General features: G+C 56.2%; 15 protein-coding genes and 1 tRNA gene. 7 read left to right on the top strand and 9 right to left on the bottom strand.

The features are described 5' to 3' along the window. Window positions 1–104: 104 nt before the first annotated feature. From ACN0VL_RS04070 to ACN0VL_RS04050, 5 genes are all read right to left on the bottom strand, one after another. Complete coding sequence (locus ACN0VL_RS04070) at window positions 105–1,793, bottom strand: PTS fructose-like transporter subunit IIB (RefSeq protein WP_417614844.1); 1,689 nt, start codon at window positions 1,791–1,793, stop codon at window positions 105–107. Between the two features lie 19 nt (window positions 1,794–1,812). Then, window positions 1,813–4,710, bottom strand: coding sequence for a phosphoenolpyruvate--protein phosphotransferase (gene ptsP / locus ACN0VL_RS04065; RefSeq protein ID WP_417614843.1), 2,898 nt, complete (start codon window positions 4,708–4,710; stop codon window positions 1,813–1,815). An 86-nt stretch (window positions 4,711–4,796) separates the two neighbouring features. After that, window positions 4,797–5,486 (bottom strand): SDR family NAD(P)-dependent oxidoreductase, encoded by a 690-nt coding sequence (locus ACN0VL_RS04060; RefSeq protein WP_417614842.1) that lies wholly within the window; start codon window positions 5,484–5,486, stop codon window positions 4,797–4,799. Window positions 5,487–5,529: 43 nt separating this feature from the next. Next, complete coding sequence (locus ACN0VL_RS04055) at window positions 5,530–6,192, bottom strand: TIGR01621 family pseudouridine synthase (RefSeq protein WP_417614841.1); 663 nt, start codon at window positions 6,190–6,192, stop codon at window positions 5,530–5,532. Between the two features lie 79 nt (window positions 6,193–6,271). After that, window positions 6,272–6,362 (bottom strand) — tRNA-Ser (locus tag ACN0VL_RS04050). Between the two features lie 236 nt (window positions 6,363–6,598). Here ACN0VL_RS04050 and ACN0VL_RS04045 point away from each other — a divergent pair. From ACN0VL_RS04045 to ACN0VL_RS04035, 3 genes are all read left to right on the top strand, one after another. After that, the gene (locus tag ACN0VL_RS04045; protein ID WP_417614840.1) at window positions 6,599–7,258 is read left to right on the top strand and encodes a Bax inhibitor-1/YccA family protein; all 660 of its coding nucleotides are present in this window, start codon (window positions 6,599–6,601) and stop codon (window positions 7,256–7,258) included. Window positions 7,259–7,378: 120 nt separating this feature from the next. Beyond that, window positions 7,379–9,535, top strand: coding sequence for a YccS family putative transporter (gene yccS / locus ACN0VL_RS04040; protein ID WP_417614839.1), 2,157 nt, complete (start codon window positions 7,379–7,381; stop codon window positions 9,533–9,535). A 39-nt stretch (window positions 9,536–9,574) separates the two neighbouring features. Beyond that, window positions 9,575–9,904: a TusE/DsrC/DsvC family sulfur relay protein gene (locus ACN0VL_RS04035; protein ID WP_417614849.1), complete on the top strand. Its 330-nt coding sequence runs from the start codon at window positions 9,575–9,577 to the stop codon at window positions 9,902–9,904. 698 nt (window positions 9,905–10,602) lie between these two features. On the opposite strand, the gene ACN0VL_RS04030 is transcribed toward ACN0VL_RS04035, so the two are convergent. Then, window positions 10,603–10,941 (bottom strand): Grx4 family monothiol glutaredoxin, encoded by a 339-nt coding sequence (locus ACN0VL_RS04030; RefSeq protein ID WP_417614838.1) that lies wholly within the window; start codon window positions 10,939–10,941, stop codon window positions 10,603–10,605. Window positions 10,942–11,301: 360 nt separating this feature from the next. Here ACN0VL_RS04030 and sodB point away from each other — a divergent pair, with 360 nt between their 5' ends. Then, window positions 11,302–11,883, top strand: a complete 582-nt coding sequence (gene sodB, locus ACN0VL_RS04025; protein ID WP_417614837.1) for a superoxide dismutase [Fe] — start codon at window positions 11,302–11,304, stop codon at window positions 11,881–11,883. Between the two features lie 125 nt (window positions 11,884–12,008). Here sodB and ACN0VL_RS04020 read toward each other — a convergent pair whose 3' ends face one another. Continuing rightward, the gene (locus ACN0VL_RS04020; protein ID WP_417614836.1) at window positions 12,009–13,304 is read right to left on the bottom strand and encodes a GGDEF domain-containing protein; all 1,296 of its coding nucleotides are present in this window, start codon (window positions 13,302–13,304) and stop codon (window positions 12,009–12,011) included. A 236-nt stretch (window positions 13,305–13,540) separates the two neighbouring features. Between ACN0VL_RS04020 and rimO the strand changes: the two genes are divergently transcribed. The 3 genes from rimO (at window position 13,541) to pyk (ending at window position 17,680) form a co-directional block, all read left to right on the top strand. Continuing rightward, complete coding sequence (gene rimO, locus ACN0VL_RS04015) at window positions 13,541–14,857, top strand: 30S ribosomal protein S12 methylthiotransferase RimO (protein ID WP_417614835.1); 1,317 nt, start codon at window positions 13,541–13,543, stop codon at window positions 14,855–14,857. Window positions 14,858–15,101: 244 nt separating this feature from the next. After that, window positions 15,102–15,953 carry a MurR/RpiR family transcriptional regulator gene (locus tag ACN0VL_RS04010; protein WP_417614834.1) on the top strand — a complete coding sequence of 284 codons (852 nt, stop codon included), beginning with the start codon at window positions 15,102–15,104 and terminating at the stop codon, window positions 15,951–15,953. A gap of 287 nt (window positions 15,954–16,240) precedes the next feature. Next, complete coding sequence (pyk, locus tag ACN0VL_RS04005) at window positions 16,241–17,680, top strand: pyruvate kinase (protein ID WP_417614833.1); 1,440 nt, start codon at window positions 16,241–16,243, stop codon at window positions 17,678–17,680. A gap of 186 nt (window positions 17,681–17,866) precedes the next feature. Here the strand turns inward: pyk and ACN0VL_RS04000 are convergent, their stop codons facing one another. Continuing rightward, complete coding sequence (locus tag ACN0VL_RS04000; RefSeq protein ID WP_417614832.1) at window positions 17,867–20,098, bottom strand: acyl-CoA dehydrogenase; 2,232 nt, start codon at window positions 20,096–20,098, stop codon at window positions 17,867–17,869. Between the two features lie 37 nt (window positions 20,099–20,135). Continuing rightward, window positions 20,136–20,765, bottom strand: coding sequence for a TetR/AcrR family transcriptional regulator (locus tag ACN0VL_RS03995; protein WP_417614831.1), 630 nt, complete (start codon window positions 20,763–20,765; stop codon window positions 20,136–20,138). Window positions 20,766–21,446: the final 681 nt, after the last annotated feature.

The following is a 21,446-nucleotide window of genomic DNA, read 5'->3' as shown; positions in this document are numbered from 1 at the left end:
TGTCGTGGGAGGTGGCTGTGGTGCCTCTGGTACTCAGGCTCAAAGATGAGCAGAACTTTACTGTAATTGGTATTACACTCCCCATACCCCTTTCCGGCTTTCTGTTACCCTGCCCTGCGCTTAATGGTTGCATAGCATACCGCCGTGAGTACGGCGCCGCTTATAATGGCCAGCGCATACCCGGTTATGGGTTGAATGGCATTGGGAATAAAAAATACAAATACCCCGCCGTGGGGTGCCAGAAGTGTTGCGCCAAACCACATGGACAAGGCGCCAGCCGTAGCCCCACCCAGCATGCAGCTGGGGATCACCCGCAAGGGGTCTCGGGCGGCAAAGGGAATCGCCCCTTCAGATATAAAGCACAACCCCAGCACCAGCGAGGCTCTGCCGGCTTCCCGCTCGCTGACACTGAACTTGCGCCTTGCCAGCAAGGTGGCCATGCCCATGCCCAAGGCAGGCACCATGCCCGCGGCCATGGCGGCTGCCATGGGGCCATAGGTTTGCGACGCCAGCAGCCCCACGGCGAAGGTATAGGCCACCTTGTTCACCGGGCCTCCCAGATCGAAACACATCATGGCACCGATAATCACGCCCAGTAACACCGCATTGGTTGAGCCCATGTTGTCAAGAAAGCCGGTCAGATGGGTCATCAACCAGGCCAGCGGTTCACCCACCACATAAATCATCACCAGGCCGGTAAACAAGCTGGCAAACAAGGGGATAATCAAAATGGGTTTCAGGGCCTGCAGCCGGTGGGGCAACCACAGCTGCCGGGCAATATACTGGCTACTGTATCCGGCCAGCAGGCCGGCTATGATGCCTCCCAGAAAGCCGGCTCCCAGTGAACTGGCCAGCAGGCCGCCAATCATGCCCGGCGCCAGCCCGATTCGCCCGGCAATGGACAAGGCAATGTAGCCCGCCAGCACCGGGATCATCAGGGCAAAGGCGGCCTCTCCTCCAATCTGCATCAGGGCGGCAGCCAGCGAGTCTGGTTGCTGGTATGCATTAATGCCAAACACGAACGACAGGGCCACCAGCAAGCCGCCGGCCACCACCACGGGCAACATGAACGACACCCCTGTCATCAAGTGTTGGTACAAACCGCCCTGCTGCTTGTTGTCGCTCTGGTACTCGGTCACGCCAGTGGGCTGATGGCGTCTGGCATCCAGCAAGGCACGGTTGATGACACTTTGCGGTGATTGCAGGGCGGTCTGGGTATCGGTGCGGTACAAACGTTTACCCTGAAAACGGCTTAAATCTACATCTATGTCTGCGGCCACTATCACCCGCTCGGCGGCGACAATATCGGCCTCATCCAGTCGGTTCTGGGTGCCAACCGATCCCTGGGTTTCTACCTTAATGGTAATGCCCATGTTACTGGCGGCGGCTTTGAGTGCCTCCGCCGCCATAAAGGTATGAGCCACCCCGGTAGGACAGGCGGTAACGGCCACCACGCTGATACTGGCCGCCATGTCATTCTCGGTCAGTGGTGCGGCTTGTTCCCTGCCCTGCTGCAGCCAATCGCCGGGGGCATTCAGCGCGGCTTGCAGCCCGCTGCGATAAACCCGCTTCCCCAGAAAACGGGATAAATCCAGTTCGATATCGGCCGCCACCAATACCAGCTCGGCGTCATCCAGCTCGGCGTCGGTAAAGGGGGTCAGCTCCACCAGCCGGCTATAACACTCCACCCTCGCCTGCCATCCCAGCTCTTGTGCCGCCTGCTCCAGTAAATTGGCGGCCAGATAACTGCCCGCCATGCCACTGGGGCAGGCAGTGATGATGAGTGCCTTCACTCTGCCTCCTTGCTCGCTCTTATTCACGCGAATCGGTTACCGCGCTGTTGTTTTGTGCCTGCATGACCAGGGTACGCACTGCCGTGGCATCGGTTGCCATCAGGGCCTGTTCGGCCAGCTGCCGGCAATCACTGAATCGCCACTGGCGCACATGAGACTTCACCATTGCCACCTGTTTCAGGCCTACCGACAGCTCATCCAGCCCCAAGCCCAGCAAGAGCGGCAAGGCCACGGGATCGGCGGCCAACTCGCCACAGAGTCCGACCCACTTCCCTTGCTGATGGGCCGCACTCACCGTCATCCGGATCAGTTTCAATATCGCGGGGTTGAGCCCGTCGGCAAGCGCAGCCAGGGCACTATTCCCCCTGTCTGCCGCCAGCGCATATTGCGCCAGATCATTGGTCCCGATACTGAAAAAATCCACTTCGGCGGCAAACACCTCGGCATTCAAGGCCACGGCGGGCACTTCCACCATGATCCCCAGCTTGACACTCGGGGCCTGAATGTCGGCCTGAATGTCGGCCTGAATGGAGTCGAATAATTCCTTGGCCCACCGCCACTCCGAGATATCCGTGATCATGGGCAACAGGATGTGCAACGGCCGCGTACCGGCGGCCAGCAACAAGGCTCGAAACTGGTTTGCCAGCCACTCGGGTTGCTGCCGGCACAGCCGCACCCCTCTCACACCCAGGGCGGGATTATCTTCCGCCGCCATGGGGTAGTAAAGCAGCGGCTTGTCCCCCCCGATATCCAGGGTGCGCACCACCAGTGGCCGCTCGGCAAGGGCATCCAGCGCCGCTTGGTACATGGTTTGCTGCTCGTCAACCTCGGGGAGCTGACGGCGAGCCATAAAGGCAAACTCGGTGCGTAGCAGCCCTATGCCATCGGCCCCGACTTCCACGGCATCGGCCGCTTCTTCGGTATTGGCCACATTGGCGGCCACCTCAATGGCATGCCCATCCAGGGTGATGGCCGCTTGCTGTCGCTGCTCCCAGGCTTTCGCCCTTGCCTGCTGCTCTTGCTGCTGCCAGCCCCGGGCCTGGGCCAGCAAGGTGGCATCCGGTGCCAGGCACAAGGTGGCGGTCGCGCCATCCAGAATGGCCGTGGTGCCCGAAGGCACTGCCATCACCGCCTCATCGACCGCTACCAATGCAGGAATACCCAGGGCAGCAGCCAGAATGGCACTGTGTGAGGAGGCCCCGCCCCCCACGCTCACCCAACCGAGCAGTTGGCTGATATCCAGATTCACCAATTGGGACGGGCTGATCTCCCGGGCAACCCAGATATAGGGATGTGACGGCGGCTGGACTGGCTGTCGATGACACAACAAGGCCATCACCCTGTGCCCCACATCACGAATATCCATGGCGCGATCGGCCAGCAGGACATCTTTATTGGCAGCCTGCTGCCGGGTCAGCGTATCAATTTCGCTCCACCAGGCGTTGGCTGCCGACTGGCCTCGCTGAATGCGGCACTGCACTCCCGAGGTCAGAGATGCATCGGCCAATAGCTCCCGGTGCATGGCCATCAATTCCTTGGCCTGAGGGTCTTTAATCCGTTGCTGGGTGGCCGCCAGCTCGGACCGCGCCCGAGCCAGTGCCTGGCTGAGCGCCTGCAATTCAACCGTGGCATCACTGGCCTGGGTGGGGTAATCAAATTCCAGGGGGACATCGACAAACAAGGGTCCGATGGCCAGCCCGTACGACGCCGTGACGCCACTGATGCTCATGTTGGCCGGTATCTGGCTGCTGCCTGCAGCCGGGTCGGTCGGCTCGGGATCACGCTGGGGGACGGGCGAGCTTTCGCCAAGGTTATCGTTCATGCTTTGCGCCAGGGCCGCCAATGCTTGTTCGCCATCCGCCCCTGTCGCCCGGAACAGCAGCTCATGCCCGGCACTGGCCCCCAGGGTGATCATCTGCATCAGGTTTTTGGCCGACACCCAGGGCCCGTCCAGGGTGAGGTTGCGCACCTGAATCTCGGCGGTAAACGACTTGGCGGTATGCACCAGCATGGCGCTGGGCCGGGCATGCAGGCCATGTTCGTTGTATACCTGCAGCGTCTTCTCGTAATAGGGGGGTCTTTGCTCGGGACCCTGTTCCAGAGCGGCCAACAGCGCCTCGGCGCTGGGCTCGCCGGCCAGCTCGGCCCCTTTGCCGGCCGCTAACCATCTGCTGAGCTGATCCAGCAAGGCTTTGTGCTCCAGATCTGACACTTGCAGTGCCAACAGGCCCACCATAGATGCCAGCTCGGTGTCCGGTCCGGTATTCAGGGTCAGCAAGGCCGCACCAGGGGTAGCGCCCTGGGTTTGACACAGCCACCAGCCCTGGCCGATGTGCAGGGGGCTGGACTGCTGTAGTGCCGACTTTGCACGGCCTTCCAGTCCTAACAGATCGCAGGCTTGAGTCACCAGCTCCGATAAGGAGCCTGCATTCACCTGAAGGGCGATGTGGGCGGGGGTAAGCTGGCACCTGGCCGCCGGGGCCGGCTCAGACTGTACCTGCAACAGGGCCAGCACGGCAGCCGGATCCCGGCATGTCATTATGTGTTCCAGCAGGCCCCCTTGCAGCAATCGCCTCGCCAACTGCTGCAACAAGGCCAGATGTGCGTCGCTGTCGGCCGCAATGGCCAACACCAGATACGCGGTATGGCCATTGCCCCAGGGCACCCCCTGGGGCAGCTGCATCACCTTGATGCCGGTGCGCTTAATCAACCGCCGGCCGTTCTGGGTGCCATGGGGGATGGCAACCCCCTGCCCCAGGTAGGTGCTTGTCTGCATTTCGCGCGCCAGCATGTCGTCGCCGTAGCCGGTGGCCACATGGCCGTCCTGCTGCAACCAGGCCGCCAACGCCTGAATGACCGACGTTTTATCGCTGAGCGTCACGCCGGTTTGAATATCTGATACCGACAAGCTAAACATGCCTTTCTCCATTCACTTCACACTGGCCTCATCCATTTTCAGGCTGTGGTGTTCCTTGCAGGCTCGATGGTTTCCCCAGGGAGCCGTCAGGGTTGTATTTCCTGGCCATCCCAGGCAAACAGACGCCCCGAATGCTCGGGCTGCACCCTATCCAGCACCTGCAATAAATGCCGCGCCGCCTGGGCAGGTGTGTGCAACTGCCCCTCGGCCAACCCCGACCTGAAAGGAGCCGATAACCGGGTGGCCACCGTGCCCGGGTGTAGCCCGACGATAGTCGCGGCCGGAAACCGCCGCTGCCACTCGATGCCGATGGTTTTAATGGCCATATTCAGTGCCGCCTTGCTGATACGATAGCTATACCAGCCCCCCGCTCTGTTGTCACTGATACTCCCCACCCGCGCCGACAAGGCGGCAAACTGCAGTGTCTGGCTGCGGGTCAGGCGGGCCGACAAGAGTTGAGCCATGGCCAGCGTGGGCCAGGTGTTGATGCGCAGGCTGTTACTGAATGCCGCTTCATCAAGCTGCTCGATGCGTTTTTCGGGCTGTTGCTCACCCTGGTGCAGCATGCCCAGGGTATTGATGACCCTGTCCGGCAAGGCGTGGGCAGCGGTCGCCTCGGTCAAGGCCGCCTGGTCGGTGTTATCCACCGCCTGCCACTCAGCGCCGTCGATAGCGGGATCGGTACGGCTGAAGATCACCACCTGGTCGCCTCGGGCCAGACACGCCCGAGCCAGCGCACAGCCTATGCCACCCGCGCCCATAATCCAATACTGCATTCGCTTACTCCTCAATGCCACCCTTGACAATCATCGGCTTTTCTTACCGCTCGCTGTGGGCCGCCAGCAAGGCATCGGCCCAGGCCGTTAACTGATCACCATGGGTTAAAAAGTGCTGGCCAAAGGTCAGCGGCGCGCGCACACACACAGGCTCACCGCGATAGGCAAAGCGTAATTGCCAGGCGTGCAGATAGCCACGGTCTGCCGGCCCACCGCCATAACGCTCGTCCCCCAGAATGGGACAGCCCTGGCTTTTTAGTGCCACGCGCAGCTGGTGGGTCTTGCCCGTTTCTGGCTGCAGCAAGAAACCACGCAACCGTTCGGCCAGCAAGCAGCTGTAAAAGCGGGTAACAGCCGGGTTGTTCTGGCTGCGAGCGAGTTTCCAGCTGCCGCCACGGGCCTTTTCCATATCGCCCTTGATCAGCCCCTGCTTTTTAGTGGGCTTGCTAGCCGACAACGCCAGGTACCACTTGCGGGTGCTGCGCTCGGCAAACTGACGGCTGAGTTCCCGGTTGGCGGTGCTATTGCGTGCCAACAACAAGACGCCGGTGGTAATTTTATCGAGCCGGTGTACCGGATACAGCTGCTCGCCCAGCTGCTCGCTGAGCAAACGCACCAGGCCCGGGTCTGCGCCTTCTTGATGCATGCCTATGCCAGCGGGTTTATTGATAACCAGATAATCGGGGTCGGTACGCAGAATATCCATAGCTGAGTCTCTAAGGCTTTTCAGGAGCTGAAAATGCAAAAAGCCCGCTGCGAATTAACGCAGCGGGCTTTTCATGGTTTGGCGGAGGAGCAGGGATTTGAACCCTGGATGGGCTATAAACCCATGCCGGTTTTCAAGACCGGTGCATTCAACCACTCTGCCACCCCTCCGACGCCGTGCATACTACCCAAGGCAGCAGCGGCTTGTAAACCCATAAATGACAATATTCATTTGAATGCACATTAAATATTCAATTTGCCGATAACTCGGGCATCCTGGCTCTTGTTCACGCAATACAAAGCTCGACAATCCGGTCATGATATGTCCAAATGGCACAATAACTTTATATCACCCTCATCGTTTCTGTACCATATTAGTATCAGACACAGATTTAGGAGCTTGTATCATGCGATACCAAAACACGATTCCTCATACCCAGTCCAGTGCACTGGCGACCAACAAGGTGCTGCGTAACACTTACATGCTGCTGGGACTGACGCTGGTGGTGGCTTCTCTGTCCGCCGGTATCAGTGCCATGCTGGCCCTGCCCCGCCCCGGGCTCATTATTACGCTGGTCGGTTTTTACGGCTTGATGTTTTTAACCGAAAAAAATCGTGACAGTGGCCTGGGCTTGTTGTTCATTTTTGCCTTTACCGCGTTTACCGGTTACACCATTGGCCCCATCATCAACTACTACCTCAGTACCGCGAGCGGGACCGAAACCGTGATGCTGGCACTGGCCGGCACGGCACTGACCTTTTTGTCACTGTCCGCCTATGTGCTGACCACCAAAAAAGACATGTCCTTTTTAGGTGGCATGATGATGGCCGGTTTTGTGGTGATTCTGGTGGGCTTTGTCGCCAACATTTTCTTCCAGCTGCCTGCGCTAAGCCTGGCATTGAGCGCGCTGTTTATCCTGTTTTCCTCGGGCGCTATTTTAATGCAGACCAGTGCCATTATTCATGGTGGTGAGCGCAACTACATCTCTGCTACCGTGACCCTGTATGTGTCTATCTTCAATATTTTCCTGAGCCTGCTGCAGTTACTCGGCCTTAGCCGCGACTAAGCTTAAACTCACGATAATCCTAAAAAAGCCCCTAACGGGGCTTTTTTTATGTCTTTGCACTCTGTTGTTCACCACCCAGTCGAGTATCATCAAGGTTAAGTACGGAACCTTGAGCACATTATGTCACCCGCAATTACCTGGTTAAGGCGAGTCTTTACTGACAGCCATTTCTTCTTCGCCCTTAAAGTGCTGCTGGCCATGATCAGCCTGGTGCTGCCCGGCTGGTGGCTGGATCAGACGCCCGCCGCCATGACGCTCGCCCTGGGCGCCATGGCCGGTGCCCTGAGCGAAGTGGATCAGGCCCCCAAAGGCCGGCTGCGCCACCTGCTGCTGAGCCTGCTGTGTTTCTTCGGCGCCATCACCCTGGTCACCCTGTTAATCGACATCCCCCTGCTGTTCGGCCCCTTGCTGGTGCTCAGTACCCTGGTGCTGATCCTGATCGGCGCCTGGGGACCAGCCGCCGGTACGCTGGGGTTCGGCACCCTGCTGATCTCGCTCTACGCCATGCAGGGCCATGTCGACAGCCCTTCGTTCTGGTATCAGCCCGTGCTGCTGACTCTGGGGGCGGCCTGGTATGGCCTCCTGTCCTGGCTGGTGCTGCTGGTCTGGCCCTACAAACAGGTACATGAACAGCTGGCCCAGTGCTACTTCGCCCTGTCCCGCTATCTGCTGGAAAAGTCCCGTTTCTTCGACAGCCCTCAAGAGCAACATCAGCAGCGCCGTCATCAGCTGGCCCAGCTCAATATTCAGCTGGTCAGTGCCCTGGAAAACACCAAGCAAATGCTGAATTTGCGTACTCAGGGCCGGGGCAAGCAAGAACAGGATCAGGAGCTGAGCCGACTGCTGGCACTCTACCTGCTGGTGCAGGAGATGCACGAACGGGCCACCTCCAGCCATTATCCCTATCAACAGCTTAATCAGGATCTGAAACAGGCCGATGTGCTGGTCGGCTACCAGATCCTGCTGATGGAGCTGGGGCAGGCCTGTTATCGGCTGGGTTACGCCATTCTCACCCACAATACTTATCGGCACAGCAAGCGCATCACCTGGGAGCTGAGCGCCCTGCAGGATCAGCTGGATTACAGTCACCTCAAGCGCCACTATCCCCCTTCCCTGCTCAGCCCGATGAGGTTTCTGGCCCGTAACATGGCATCCCTGCATCAATCACTGCAACGGGCCGAGGCGCTCACCCGGCGCCAGCCCGAGCCGGTCTCCATCGAGCTGGCCCGCCCCGACCCGGTGCCATTCTGGCCCAGGCTCAAGGCGCTGCTGCATCCCAATGCCCTGTTGTTTCGCCACGGGGTACGTCTGAGCCTGTGCTTTGCCCTGGGTTATGCCCTGATTGCCGGCTTTGAGCTGGAACGGGGCTACTGGATATTGCTGACCATTCTCTTCGTCTGCAAGCCCAGCTTCAGCGCCACCCGCAAACGACTGATGCAGCGCACTCTGGGGACTTTCGGCGGTATTGTAGCTGCGGTTCCCCTGCTTCATCTCTTTCCCTCGGTCGGTGCCCAGCTGGTAATACTGCTGTTGTGCATCTTTATCTTTTTTACTCAGGTCAAGGTCTACTACAGCTGGGCGGTGGGTTTTGTGACCCTCTTCGTCTTGCTGGCCTTCAACCTGCAGGACGCCATGGCCGAACCGGCGTTTCTGGCCCGATTGTTAGACACCCTGATCGGCTGCGCCCTGGCCTTTGTCGCAGTCTGGTTTATCTGGCCCGACTGGCAGCGCCGCCATCTGCCCCGGCTGATGGCCGATGCCATGGAAGCCAACGCCCATTATCTGGCCGCCATTGCCCGCCAGTTCGAACAGGGCCGGGATGACGAGCTGGACTACCGGCTGCCACGCAAGCAGGCGCACCTGGCAGATAATCAGCTGGCGCTGGCCTGGCAGAATATCCGGGTTGAGCCGGTGCCGCGGTTTTGGCTGAACCTGTGTTTCGACATTGCCTATCGCAACCATGCGCTGCTGTCCTATCTGTCGACCCTGGGAGCCCACCGCATGCACAGCGCACCCTTGCAGGGCGATCAGATCCAGCAACTGGTGGACCGGCTGCTGGCCTCGGCCCAGGCATTGCGAAGCGAAGAGGCGTTGCCAGACTATCCGCCACTGCCAACCAGCACTCTGGACGCCGACAATGACGATGAATGGTTGATCCTCAGCCGCCAGTTATTGAACCAGGTCACCCTGCTGGTAAACGCACTTTACCAGCAGGCCCAAAGCTTTCATCACCTGCCACCGCCAACGGAAGATGCACCCGCCCCTGGACTTGGGTAAAATCACGACACCACAGTGAACGAAAGAAGATGAATGATGATGTTCGAGTTTGAAGGGCGCACCATAGAGACCGATGCTCAGGGCTATCTTAAGCAGCATCGGGACTGGCAGCCGGAAATGGTGGCCATTCTGGCCGAGCAGGAAGGCATTACGGTCAGCCCGGAGCATTGGGAAGTGATCCAGTTTGTGCGCGATTTTTATATCAAGTACAACACCTCGCCGGCCATGCGCGCCCTGGTCAAAGCCATGGCCAAAGAGCTGGGCGAAGAAAAAGGCAACAGCCGTTATTTATACCGTCTGTTCCCCAAGGGCCCGGCCAAGCAGGCCACCAAACTGGCCGGCCTGCCCAAACCAGTGAAGTGCATCTGAAAAAGCTGGAAGCCGGATGCCTGTCTCTAAGTCACAACTATCTGTTGAAATTAGTGTGACTGGTCAGGCAGAGGGCACTACTCCTCCGACTCGCCGTTAATACGGTCCCTGTAGGCTCAGCCGCGCCATCCCTGGCGCGGATGGTCGGCTGAGCAGACACCCTCTGCCTTCCCATTGACACCAGTGCCGTCGGTCAGTGGTGCTCGCCGACGACTCGGGGCCTAAAAAGAGGCTGCTGGGATAGCCTCAGCCGACCATCACATGACAGGGACGTCATGTGCTGAGCGTCACAGGGAGGTGCTTGAAGCGTGTCGGAGGAGGCTACCCAGTTGCCTCTGGGCATTAATTCATTGGCTAGCGACTTGTGACTAAGAGACAGGCCATCAGCTAGAAGCGGTCAGCTACCGATAACCCGTCCCCTTCGTAGGGGTCATGTTGTATGAAGAGTATTCGACCACTTTTAGGTTGTGCCATCGTTTTGGCCGAATACTCTTACCTAGAACAAGTCTCCCCTACTAGATACTGTTCCGTAAGCTTTTGATAAAATTAAGAAATTGAAAGTAAAAACGGCTGTCAGCGTTATGCTGACACACGTTTTTTCAAATATGTTTGTTTGCCGAACAAACAAGCGGCTACAAAAGACGGTGTTTGTCTTTCACTTATGGCTGACAGCTTATCGCTGCAGCTGCCCTTCGGGCTTATTTTTGCTCGGGCTTGGGGTACTTGGCAGCGGTTTCCTTGATCAGTGGCTGCAATTCACCATGCTGGAACATTTCCATGATGATGTCGCAACCGCCGACCAGCTCGCCGTCTACCCACAGCTGTGGGAAGGTTGGCCAATCGGCGTACTTTGGCAGCTCGGCACGAATTTCCGGGTTCTGCAGAATATCCACGTACGCGAAGGGTTCGCCGCAGTTCATCAGAGCTTGAGAAGCCTGGGCAGAAAAACCACAGCTAGGGAACTTCGGAGAGCCTTTCATATACAGCAGTATCGGGTTCTCACTGATTTGGGTTTTAATCTTTTCAATTGTGTCCATGGGGCACCTCAGCAGACGACTGTTGGTAAATAAATGATGTATTAACAACCCATTCTACTTTATCCCCCTGATGTCACAAGACCGAGACACCATAAATTGGTATTGGAATACATTAACTGACGTGACTGGTCACATAACAGGCAACGGGGTGCGGCTGGCAGGTATTTCTTTACACACTGGCGCCGGCTGTGATACCCCTACTAAAGCTGTTGTTGTTTAGCCATCTGGCTAACTGCTACAATGGATTCAGTAATTTAGCGGCTTGCGACTTTATTGTTGTTAGTCGTATTTGCACTGGAAAGCACGTCGCAATGTCTAGACCAGCTTCAGGCTGGCACCATCAAAATGGAGATTATAAGAATGGCATTTGAACTTCCCGCTCTGCCTTACGCCAAAGATGCACTGCAACCGCATATTTCCCAGGAAACCCTGGAATATCACTACGGTAAGCACCACAACTCTTACGTCGTTAACCTGAACAATCTGGTTCCTGGTACCGAGTTTGAAGGTAAATCTCTGGAAGACATCATCACTACCTCTTCTGGTGGCATCTTCAACAACGCGGCACAAATCTGGAACCACACCTTCTACTGGCACTGTCTGGCACCCAACGGTGGCGGCGAGCCTACCGGTGCTTTGGCTGATGCCATTAACGCGGCCTTTGGCTCTTTTGACGCATTCAAAGAAGAATTCACCAAGTCTTGCGTAACCAACTTCGGCTCTGGCTGGACCTGGTTGGTGAAAAAAGCCGACGGTACCGTTGCCATCGCCAACACCTCCAACGCCGGTTGCCCGCTAACCGATAACGTTACCCCGCTGCTGACCTGTGATGTATGGGAACACGCCTACTACATCGACTACCGCAACGTACGTCCCGACTATGTAAAAGCCTTCTGGTCCCTGGTTAACTGGGAATTTGCGGCAGAAAACTTCGCCAAGTAATACTGGCTGAATGATAAAAAACCCCGGCTTGCCGGGGTTTTTTTATGAGTAAATCTGTTTCATCGGCTTTGTGCCGCTCTTGCCTGGAGTCGACAGGCGAGAACGGCTTGCAGCCCTTACCTTTCCTAGTTATCCGCACCGTAAAGCGCGTCGCCGATGGGCTTGACCACTTCCTGACCGTCACCATCGATATCCTGCATCTGTTGGATGCCAAAAAAGATCATCCTGTTTCGTCCTAAATGCTTGGCCTCGTAGAGCGCGTGGTCGGCGCGAGACAGCACAGCCTCAAATCCCTCTTCTGGATTCAGACAGCAGGTTACGCCAAGGCTGACCGTTATTTCGAGTCTATACTCACCGATAATAACAGGGCCACCGGCCAGACATCCGCGGATACGTTCGGCAGACAGCATGGCTTCCTCTCGAGTGCAACTGGGGATCAGGACCAGGAATTCCTCCCCTCCATAGCGCCCGAAAATATCATATTCACGCAGGCACCCGGTGATACGCCGAGACATCTCGCGCAACACCTCATCTCCGACTTGATGGCCATAGGTGTCGTTAACCGCTTTAAAGAAATCGATGTCGAGCATGATCACCCCCAGGCCGTGGGTGGGCTTCTGCTGTAAATCGTGCCGCTGCATCCGCGACAGCTCCTCTTCGGCCCGATGGAGCACGGCACCCCGGTTAATTAAACCGGTCAATGTATCGGTAGTGGCCTGCTGCTCCAAGCGGGTGAGCAGTGCTTTAAGCTGCTTGCTTGCCTTACTCACCACCCAAAAAGAGAGAAGAAATACCCCCAGAAGAATGGTCGCCAGGAGCAGCAGCGACGAGCTGACTCGATAGGAAATTTCATTTCGGTAGCGGGTGACATCGAGATATACCTCAAAACTCCCCGCGATCTCCCCCGAGGTATTGTAAACAGGCAGGTAGGTTTCCACGACATCGACATCGAACCGCTGTTCCTCATACAGGTCGATGAGCTGCTCCTTGGTCATCTGGTGGGAGTCTGTCTCCCCACGCAGAGCCTTCTCCAGGCCAGCACGGTCCTCAACCCGCCTACCGATGATATTGGCATCGGTGCTATAGATGATCACCCCGTCGAGATCAAATACCTTGACCTTGACGATCCCGAAGAGGTGCAGAAAGTCTCTGATTGTTTTATCAAAAGTATTTAATCCATGGTTGTCCATGGCAATATTTTGCTCGCCATCACTAAACAGGAGCTGATAGTGCTGGGCAACCATCAGCTTCGCAATCTGGGTACTATCGTATTCAGCCTCTATCAGTACGCTGTTGGTGGCGGCTCGCTGAATGCCAATCCAGGACAGGCTTAATATCAAGAAGATGGAAACAACGCCGCAAACTAGCAGCAGCTGCTGCAAACTATTCGGGTCACGCTCTCGATGACTCAGTTTATGCATGTCCCTTCCTTGGGTTATATACTTTGCCTACTGACGCCGATGGTTCAATACCGCATTCAAAAAAACACCTTGCTCAATAATAGTAGATAGTGCCCGTCACTGCCTGATCAGACTCCGGTGAACATGACCATTGCCGACCATTTATAAGCTTGATCGTTTATTGTCCCGGCATACCTGTTTGCGTTACAATTCCCGCCACTTTTTTATCTGTATATATTTTAAACAAAAGAGGCTTTATGCAAAAACCGCCACGTATTGGGTTTGTTAGCTTGGGATGCCCTAAAAATCTGGTCGACTCGGAGCGAATTCTGACCCAACTGCGTATTGAAGGTTATGAGGTTGTGCCTTCTTACGATGATGCCGATATGGTGATCGTCAATACTTGTGGCTTTATCGACAGTGCGGTGCAAGAGTCCCTGGAAGCGGTAGGCGAAGCCCTGAGCGAAAACGGCAAGGTCATTGTCACCGGTTGTCTGGGTGCCAAGGAAGATCAAATCCGTGAAGTGCACCCCAAGGTGCTGGAAATTACCGGCCCGCATTCCTATGAGCAGGTGCTCGAGCATGTGCATCGTTATGTGCCTCGCCCCGAGTACAACCCCTTTGTTAACTTGGTACCAGAACAAGGCGTCAAGCTGACCCCCAAGCACTTTGCCTACCTGAAAATCTCCGAAGGCTGTAACCACAAGTGTACTTTTTGCATTATCCCGTCTATGCGGGGTGATCTGGACAGCCGACCCATTGGTGACGTCATCGGTGAAGCGCGCCGCCTGGTCAATGCCGGGGTAAAAGAGCTGCTGGTCATCTCTCAGGACACCTCAGCCTACGGGGTAGACGTTAAGCATAAAACCGGCTTTGCCGACGGCATGCCGGTCAAGACCCACATTCAGGCCTTGTGCGAAGAGCTGGGCAAAATGGGTGTGTGGGTGCGGTTGCACTATGTGTACCCTTACCCGAGCGTGGATAACCTGATCCCCTTGATGCGCGATGGCCTCATTCTGCCTTATCTGGATATTCCGCTGCAGCATGCCAGCCCGCGCATTCTCAAGTTAATGAAGCGCCCCGGCGCCATAGATCGCACCCTGGAGCGCATTCGCAGCTGGCGCGAAATCTGCCCGGAGATCACCATTCGCTCCACCTTTATCGTCGGCTTTCCCGGCGAAACCGAAGAAGACTTCCAGCTGCTGCTCGACTTCATCGAGCAGGCCGAACTGGATCGGGTCGGTTGTTTCACCTACAGCCCGGTTGACGGTGCTCGCGCCAACGAACTGGCCGATCCGGTACCGGAAGACATAAAACAGGAACGCTTCGAGCGCTTTATGTCGCTGCAGCAAGCCATCTCTACCCGCAAGCTGGCGCAAAAGGTGGGCAAGACCATACAAGTGCTGATCGACGAAGTGGACGAAGAAGGCGCCATCGGCCGCTCCAGTGCCGACGCGCCGGAAATAGACGGTGTTGTGTACTTGAACGGAGAGACCAGTCTCGCCCCCGGCCAGATGGTTGAAGTGACCGTCACTCATTCCGATGAATACGATTTGTGGGGCGAACTCGTCTAAAATACTGCGTAATGTTTACTTGAAAGCCCCGAAATCGGGGCTTTTTTTGTACCCACCTTTCGTCATTCAGTAACAACACCGGTTATAAAGCAACCTGTTCTGTGCCTTTTCAGGCTTATTGTGTAGTCCAGCATCATATTTTGTTAGCCGGATCTCATCAGGTAATCAATTGTCCTGTATAGTCATTCTTGTTTAACGCAGTCCAAGACCCAAGCTGCGCTTCTTACAGAACCTGGTCATACAGATGAATACATTAGAAAGAATCACACAACATCTTGAAAGTTTTAGTAAGTCGGAGCGCAAAGTCGCAGACGTAATCCTGGCTTCCCCACAAACCGCGATTCATTCCAGCATTGCCACGCTGGCCAGACTGGCCGATGTCAGCGAGCCGACGGTTAATCGCTTTTGCCGCCGGTTAGACACTAAAGGTTTTCCCGACTTCAAGCTGCATTTGGCACAAAGCCTGGCCAATGGTGCGCCTTATGTCCATCGCGAGCTGGATGATGACGATGGCCCCGAGGCTTATACCGCCAAGGTATTCGAGTCGAGCATGGCCTGTTTGAACGCCGCCAGCACCAGCCTGGATCCCCAGGCGGTGAATCGCGCGGTCGACCTACTGACCCAGGCCAAACGGCTGTCTTTTTTTGGTCTGGGTGCCTCTTCGGCTGTGGCCCATGACGCCATGAACAAATTTTTTCGGTTCAACGTCCCCGTGCAGTGTTTTGACGACGTAGTCATGATGCGCATGAGCGCCGCCAACAGCTCGGTCGATGATGTACTGGTATTGATTTCGTATACCGGCCGCACCAAGGCATTGGTAGAAATTGCCCACCTGGCGCGGCAAAACGATGCCATTGTGCTGGGGTTAACCGCCAAAGACTCTCCACTGGCCAGAGCCTGCACCATGGTGTTGTCAATGGACGTACCCAATGATGCGGATCTGTATCTTCCCATGGCATCCAGGTTGACTCAAATGGTCGTTATTGATGTACTGGCAACCGGCTTTATCTTGCGCCGCGGCAGCAAATTCAGAGAAAACCTGAGAAAAGCTAAAGAAGGGATAAAAAATTCACAATTTGATAACCCTCATCTTTGATTTTGATTGACTGGCTGTCCAACGACTTCCGTTTTTGTGACGCAGTCTACACTTTCCCGTTTCCTTCAGTTATTATCGATAACAATTTATAAACCAAGGGTGCAGCTATAAACCGTGAGCAGGCCAGTTATCTTCTTTCCAACGTCACATTGTGTTACCACGACTTTATCGACGTTGAAGCACTCTCCGGCTGGCATCCCTTATTCTGTTACCATGTCTGTGCATATTGGTATGAAACACCACACGCATTCTTCTTTATGTGATCTACCTCTACACTGGAGTCTCTTATGTTAAGACGTACCAAGATAGTTACTACCCTGGGTCCGGCGACTGATCGCGACAATAATCTTGAAGGCATCATCAAGGCCGGCGCCAACGTGGTACGCATGAACTTTTCTCACGGTACCGCCGAAGATCATATGAACCGGGCCAATCAAGTACGTGCCATAGCCAAGAAGCTGGGCGTACACGTAGCTATTCTGGGGGATCTGCAAGGCCCTAAAATCCGGGTTTCTACCTTTAAAGACGGTAAAATCCACCTGAATGTCGGTGACAAGTTCGTGCTGGATGCCGATCTGGCGCTAGGCGAAGGTGACCAGCAGCAAGTGGGGATCGATTATAAAGACCTGCCAAAAGACGTTAAAGTCGACGATGTTCTGCTGCTCGACGATGGTCGTGTACAGCTGCGCGTTGAAAGCGTCGCAGGCAACAAGGTATTCACCGTGGTCACCGTGGCCGGCCCTCTGTCCAACAACAAGGGCATCAACAAAAAAGGCGGCGGCCTGTCTGCTCCGGCGCTGACCGAGAAAGACAAGGAAGACATCATCACCGCCGCCCAGATTGGCGTCGACTACCTGGCCGTGTCTTTTCCCCGTACCGGTGAAGACATGCGCGTCGCCCGCGATCTGGCCCGGGCTGCCGGCAGCAACGCCAAGATGGTGGCCAAGGTAGAACGCGCCGAAGCCGTGGCTACCGATGCCGCCATGGAAGATGTGATTCTGGCGTCCGACGTGGTCATGGTGGCCCGTGGCGACCTGGGTGTTGAAATTGGCGACTCCGAGCTGGTGGGTGTGCAGAAGAAGCTGATCCGCGCCGCTCGCCGTCTGAACCGCGTGGTGATTACCGCGACACAAATGATGGAATCGATGATTTCCGCGCCGCAGCCGACTCGTGCCGAAGTCATGGACGTGGCCAACGCCGTGCTGGATGGCACCGATGCGGTGATGCTGTCCGCCGAAACCGCCGCCGGTGAGTTCCCGATTGAAACTGTTAAAGCCATGGCTGAAGTCTGTGTGGGCGCCGAAAAGCACCCCAGCATCAATGTGTCCAATCACCGCATGAACTATACCTTCACGTCGGTGGAAGAAACGGTCGCCATGTCGACCATGTATGCCGCCAACCACCTGCAAGGTGTAAAGGCCATCGTGGCCCTGACCCACTCGGGCACCACGCCCCTGCTGCTGTCACGCATCAGCTCCGGCCTGCCTATTTTCTCGCTGTCTGGCGAGGAAACCACCCTGGCCTGGAGCAACCTGTACCGTGGTGTCACGCCGGTGTATTTCAAGCACGATGCCCTGCTTAACAACTCCGAAGTGACCCGTGAAGCGCTGGTAACCTTGAAGAAAGCCGGCTACGTGAACAGCGGTGACCTGGTATTGCTGACCCACGGCGACACCATGGAAGTCGTCGGCAGCACCAACACCTGCAAGATCCTGACGGTTGAATAAACCCATTCGTTGAATGCGCTTTAATAAAAGTCAGTCACCAAAAAGCCGCCCAAGGCGGCTTTTTTGATCCTAAAGAAAACAATACGCGATAAGCTTCACGCCTCACGCCTCACGCCTCACGCCTCACGCCTCACGCCTCACGCCTCACGCCTCACGCCTCACGCCTCACGCCTCACGCCTCACGTATTACAGCACCCCCGGCTTGAAGCTGTCTACCGCTATCGCTTGGCGACGCAGTTCGTCTGCACGCTCAAGCTGCTTGATGTCCTCATCCTTGATAATGTTGTGTGCCTTGCCCTGAACGAGCAGCTCGTCAAACGTCAGCTTGCGTGGCAAGGTGCCGGTTTTTTGTGCCTGATGCAGTTTTTTCTCGATGCCCTGCACGCCCACCATGGCCAAAAAGGCCGCCTCCACTTCACCCAGCCCCGGCTTGCCGTCGGCAGGCACGTAGCACAGAGAAGTTAACCGCTCGCGTATGCCCGACGGCGACATCAACGACCTGCTGATCGCCTGCGCATGGCTATCCAGGGGTTTCTTGTAGCGATTGCCTAGCGGGAAAATCAACGCCTTCAAGGTGACCGCCACCGCCCGGTTGGGGAAGTTCTGAAAAAAGCCGTCCAGCGCTTCTCCCATCAGATGCAGGTTGCGGGTCAGCGCATAATGCACAAAAGGTAATTCATCCCGAGGGCGGCCGTTGTCTTCGAAGAACTTGAGGGTGGCACTGCCTAAATAAAGATGGCTCAACACATCGCCCAGGCGCGCCGAAATCATTTCTTTGCGTTTAAGATCACCGCCCAACATCAACATGGAGATATCGGCACACAAGGCCAGGGCTTTGCTCATGCGCGCCAGCTGACGATAATAGACCGCCGTTTCGCCCGATACCGGTGCTCGGTTAAAACGTGCGCCGGTCAGCCCCTGCCAGAAGGCACCAAAAACGTTGCCGGTGGCAAAGCCGATATGCTTGAACAGCAGACGGTCAAACTCCTTCAGCCCCGCCTCTTCATCCGGATTGGCCGCCGCCTCCAGCTCCTGCAGTACATAGGGATGACAACGGGTCGCTCCCTGGCCGAAGATCATCAGGTTGCGGGTAAGAATATTGGCCCCTTCTACCGTGATGGCTACCGGTATGCCCATGTAGTTGTGCGCCAGGTAGTTTTTAGGCCCCATTTGAATGGCTTTGCCCGCATGCACATCCATGGCGTGATCCAGTACGGTACGCGCCATTTCCGTCATATGGTATTTGGAAATGGCGGTGACGATGGCCGGGCTTTCGTTCAGATCCAGCGCTTGGGCCGTGAGTCGACGAGTCGCTTCCAACTGGTAAGTGAGTCCGCCAATGCTGGCCAGGGCTTCCTGCACCCCTTCGAATTTGCCGATAGACAAGCCAAACTGCTTGCGTACATAGGCATAGGCGCTGGTGCTGCGCACCGACAAATGGCCGCTGGCGGTACCCAGCGCGGGCAACGAAATGCCCCGCCCGGCCGACAAGCACTCTACCAGCATCCGCCAGCCCCGGCCGGCATACTCGGGTCCGCCGATGATCCAGCTCAGTGGGATAAAGACGTCTTTGCCGTGAGTGGTGCCGTTTAAAAATGCCAATCCCATCGGAAAATGCCGGTCGCCAATGTTGACCCCCGGGTGACTGGTGGGGATCAACGCACAGGTAATGCCGGGAGCCTTGTTGTCACCCAGCAGACCGTCGGGATCGAACAGTTTGAATGCCAGTCCCAGCACTGTGGCTCTTGGTGCCAGCGTAATGTAGCGTTTGTCCCAGTTAAGACGAATACCCACTACTTCCTGGCCTTCAAACTCGCCCTTGCACACCACACCCGAGTCGGGAATGGCGCCCGCATCCGAGCCGGCCTCCGGGCCGGTCAGGGCAAAACAGGGCACTTCTGTGCCATTGGCCAGGCCGGGCAACCAGTGGTCTTTCTGCTGCTGGGTACCGTAGTGCATCAGCAGTTCACCCGGGCCCAGGGAGTTGGGCACCATGACAGTGACTGCGGCACTGACACTGCGCGAGGCAATGCGTGCCACTATGGTGGAGTTGGCGTAAGCGGAAAAGTCCCGGCCGCCGTATTCTCTGGGGATAATCAGCGAGAAAAAGCCTTCCTGCTTGATGTAATCCCATACCGGTTCGGGCAGCTCGCGCTCGTCGTTGACTATCTGGTGGTCATCCAGCATAGCCAGCAAGGTTTCTACCTGATTATCGAGAAAGTGTTGTTCGTCATCGCTTAGACGAGAAGGTCCGTAGGCCAGCAGTTTCGACCAGTCGGGCTTGCCACTGAACAAGTCTCCGTCCCACCAAACCGTGCCGGCTTCCATGGCTTCACGCTCGGTTACCGACAGCGGCGGCAGAATTTTTTTAAAGGTGGCAAAGGCCGGCTCGCTGATCCACTTCTTACGTAAACTCATGTTCCCACTCCTCATAAACCACTAAGGTCAACAGACCCTACACAGGGTTGGCACCGACTCCGCTGGCAAGATAAGGGATCACCTTGCGCACCAGCCCTTCTACATCTATGTCTTCATTGAAATCTGTCTTGGCAATATCACGCAGGGCCTCACTGGAGGCCATGGTGAACACCACAGTTCCCAGGGTAAAATGCAGCCGCCAGAACAGGTCCGCAGATGACAATCCTGGCGCCGCTTTTTGAATGGCCCGGGTAAAGTGTTCCAGCACCTGGCCATAATGATTAACGATAAACCAGCGCAAGAACCCCTGGTTATCGATATAACCTCGTCCCAGCAGCTGTAAAAAAATCTCCGGTCCGCGGCGCTGAACGGACACCAGCTGCATCAAGGGCGCCACAAAACAATCAAAGACCTGATGCAAGGTAATGGCCGGCTCATCCAGCAGCTGCAGCAGTGCCGCATTCGTGTTGGGCATAAAGATGGCAAGATAACGATCCATGACCGCTTTGATCAGGTCTTTTTTCGACCCAAAGTGATAGTTGACCGACGCCAGATTGACCCCGGCATCACCGGTGATTTGCCGCAGCGAGGTCTCGCTAAATCCCTGCTCGGCAAACAGCAACTCGGCTGCATCGAGTATTTTTTGTTTGGTTTCTTTTTTAGCCACGGGACACCCCAAATAAAACAACTGTTTAAAATTTACGTTTCATTTGCTATCACTGTCAAGCTAAAAGCGATAACAAGCCATTTTTCTATTGAATAATAATTCTGGGGAACTTTTTACGCTTACCCTGCTCCAATGTAATGCCACTGCAATTAAGCACTAAGTTCGCCCAGCTCTGCTGGGCATTTTTTTGCCTGCCATATGGTGCTCGCCCCAGCGGGACGGGAAGCGGGCCCCAGGAAGTCGGCCCTCTGCTCGAGGTTGGTATGACTCATACCAATTACAGTAAAGATCTGTTCACCTTTGAACCTGAATACCAGAGGCACCACAGCCACCTCCCACGACACGCCATGGATAAATGACACTCACCGTTGCAGCCTACTGCGAACATTCACTGGATGTTCGTTCAGGCAGCAACGTTCGTCACGGCGAGACAAGCTCGCCCCCTGAGGGCTCGGGAAATGCCATCGGCATTTCACGGTCGTGGGAGGTGATCTCTGCTGCCTCTTCTTAGGCTCCGAGTTGCCTGTAGGCACCACCAACAGGCAACTCCGTAGCATCAGGGAGGATGAAGGGATCTCCTCCACCGACCATCACATGACAAGGATGTCATGTGCTGAGCGTCACAGGGACGTGCTTGCAGCGTGTCGGTGGAGGAGGCCCTTTATCCGACCTTTATAGAGC

This window comes from Oceanisphaera sp. (assembly GCF_048268965.1).
GTDB lineage: Bacteria > Pseudomonadota > Gammaproteobacteria > Enterobacterales > Aeromonadaceae > Oceanimonas.
This window is presented reverse-complemented; position numbering and strand designations above follow the sequence as displayed.

What these genes read in the sequence shown, in the direction of transcription:
- ACN0VL_RS04060 (WP_417614842.1), bottom strand. Translation starts at nt 5,486, where the DNA reads ATGCAGTATTGGATTATGGGCGCGGGTGGCATAGGCTGTGCGCTGGCT.
- pyk (WP_417614833.1), top strand. Translation starts at nt 16,241, where the DNA reads ATGTTAAGACGTACCAAGATAGTTACTACCCTGGGTCCGGCGACTGAT.
- ACN0VL_RS04035 (WP_417614849.1), top strand. Translation starts at nt 9,575, where the DNA reads ATGTTCGAGTTTGAAGGGCGCACCATAGAGACCGATGCTCAGGGCTAT.
- ACN0VL_RS04055 (WP_417614841.1), bottom strand. Translation starts at nt 6,192, where the DNA reads ATGGATATTCTGCGTACCGACCCCGATTATCTGGTTATCAATAAACCC.
- ptsP (WP_417614843.1), bottom strand. Translation starts at nt 4,710, where the DNA reads ATGTTTAGCTTGTCGGTATCAGATATTCAAACCGGCGTGACGCTCAGC.
- ACN0VL_RS04000 (WP_417614832.1), bottom strand. Translation starts at nt 20,098, where the DNA reads ATGAGTTTACGTAAGAAGTGGATCAGCGAGCCGGCCTTTGCCACCTTT.
- ACN0VL_RS04045 (WP_417614840.1), top strand. Translation starts at nt 6,599, where the DNA reads ATGCGATACCAAAACACGATTCCTCATACCCAGTCCAGTGCACTGGCG.
- sodB (WP_417614837.1), top strand. Translation starts at nt 11,302, where the DNA reads ATGGCATTTGAACTTCCCGCTCTGCCTTACGCCAAAGATGCACTGCAA.
- rimO (WP_417614835.1), top strand. Translation starts at nt 13,541, where the DNA reads ATGCAAAAACCGCCACGTATTGGGTTTGTTAGCTTGGGATGCCCTAAA.
- yccS (WP_417614839.1), top strand. Translation starts at nt 7,379, where the DNA reads ATGTCACCCGCAATTACCTGGTTAAGGCGAGTCTTTACTGACAGCCAT.
- ACN0VL_RS04020 (WP_417614836.1), bottom strand. Translation starts at nt 13,304, where the DNA reads ATGCATAAACTGAGTCATCGAGAGCGTGACCCGAATAGTTTGCAGCAG.
- ACN0VL_RS04010 (WP_417614834.1), top strand. Translation starts at nt 15,102, where the DNA reads ATGAATACATTAGAAAGAATCACACAACATCTTGAAAGTTTTAGTAAG.
- ACN0VL_RS04030 (WP_417614838.1), bottom strand. Translation starts at nt 10,941, where the DNA reads ATGGACACAATTGAAAAGATTAAAACCCAAATCAGTGAGAACCCGATA.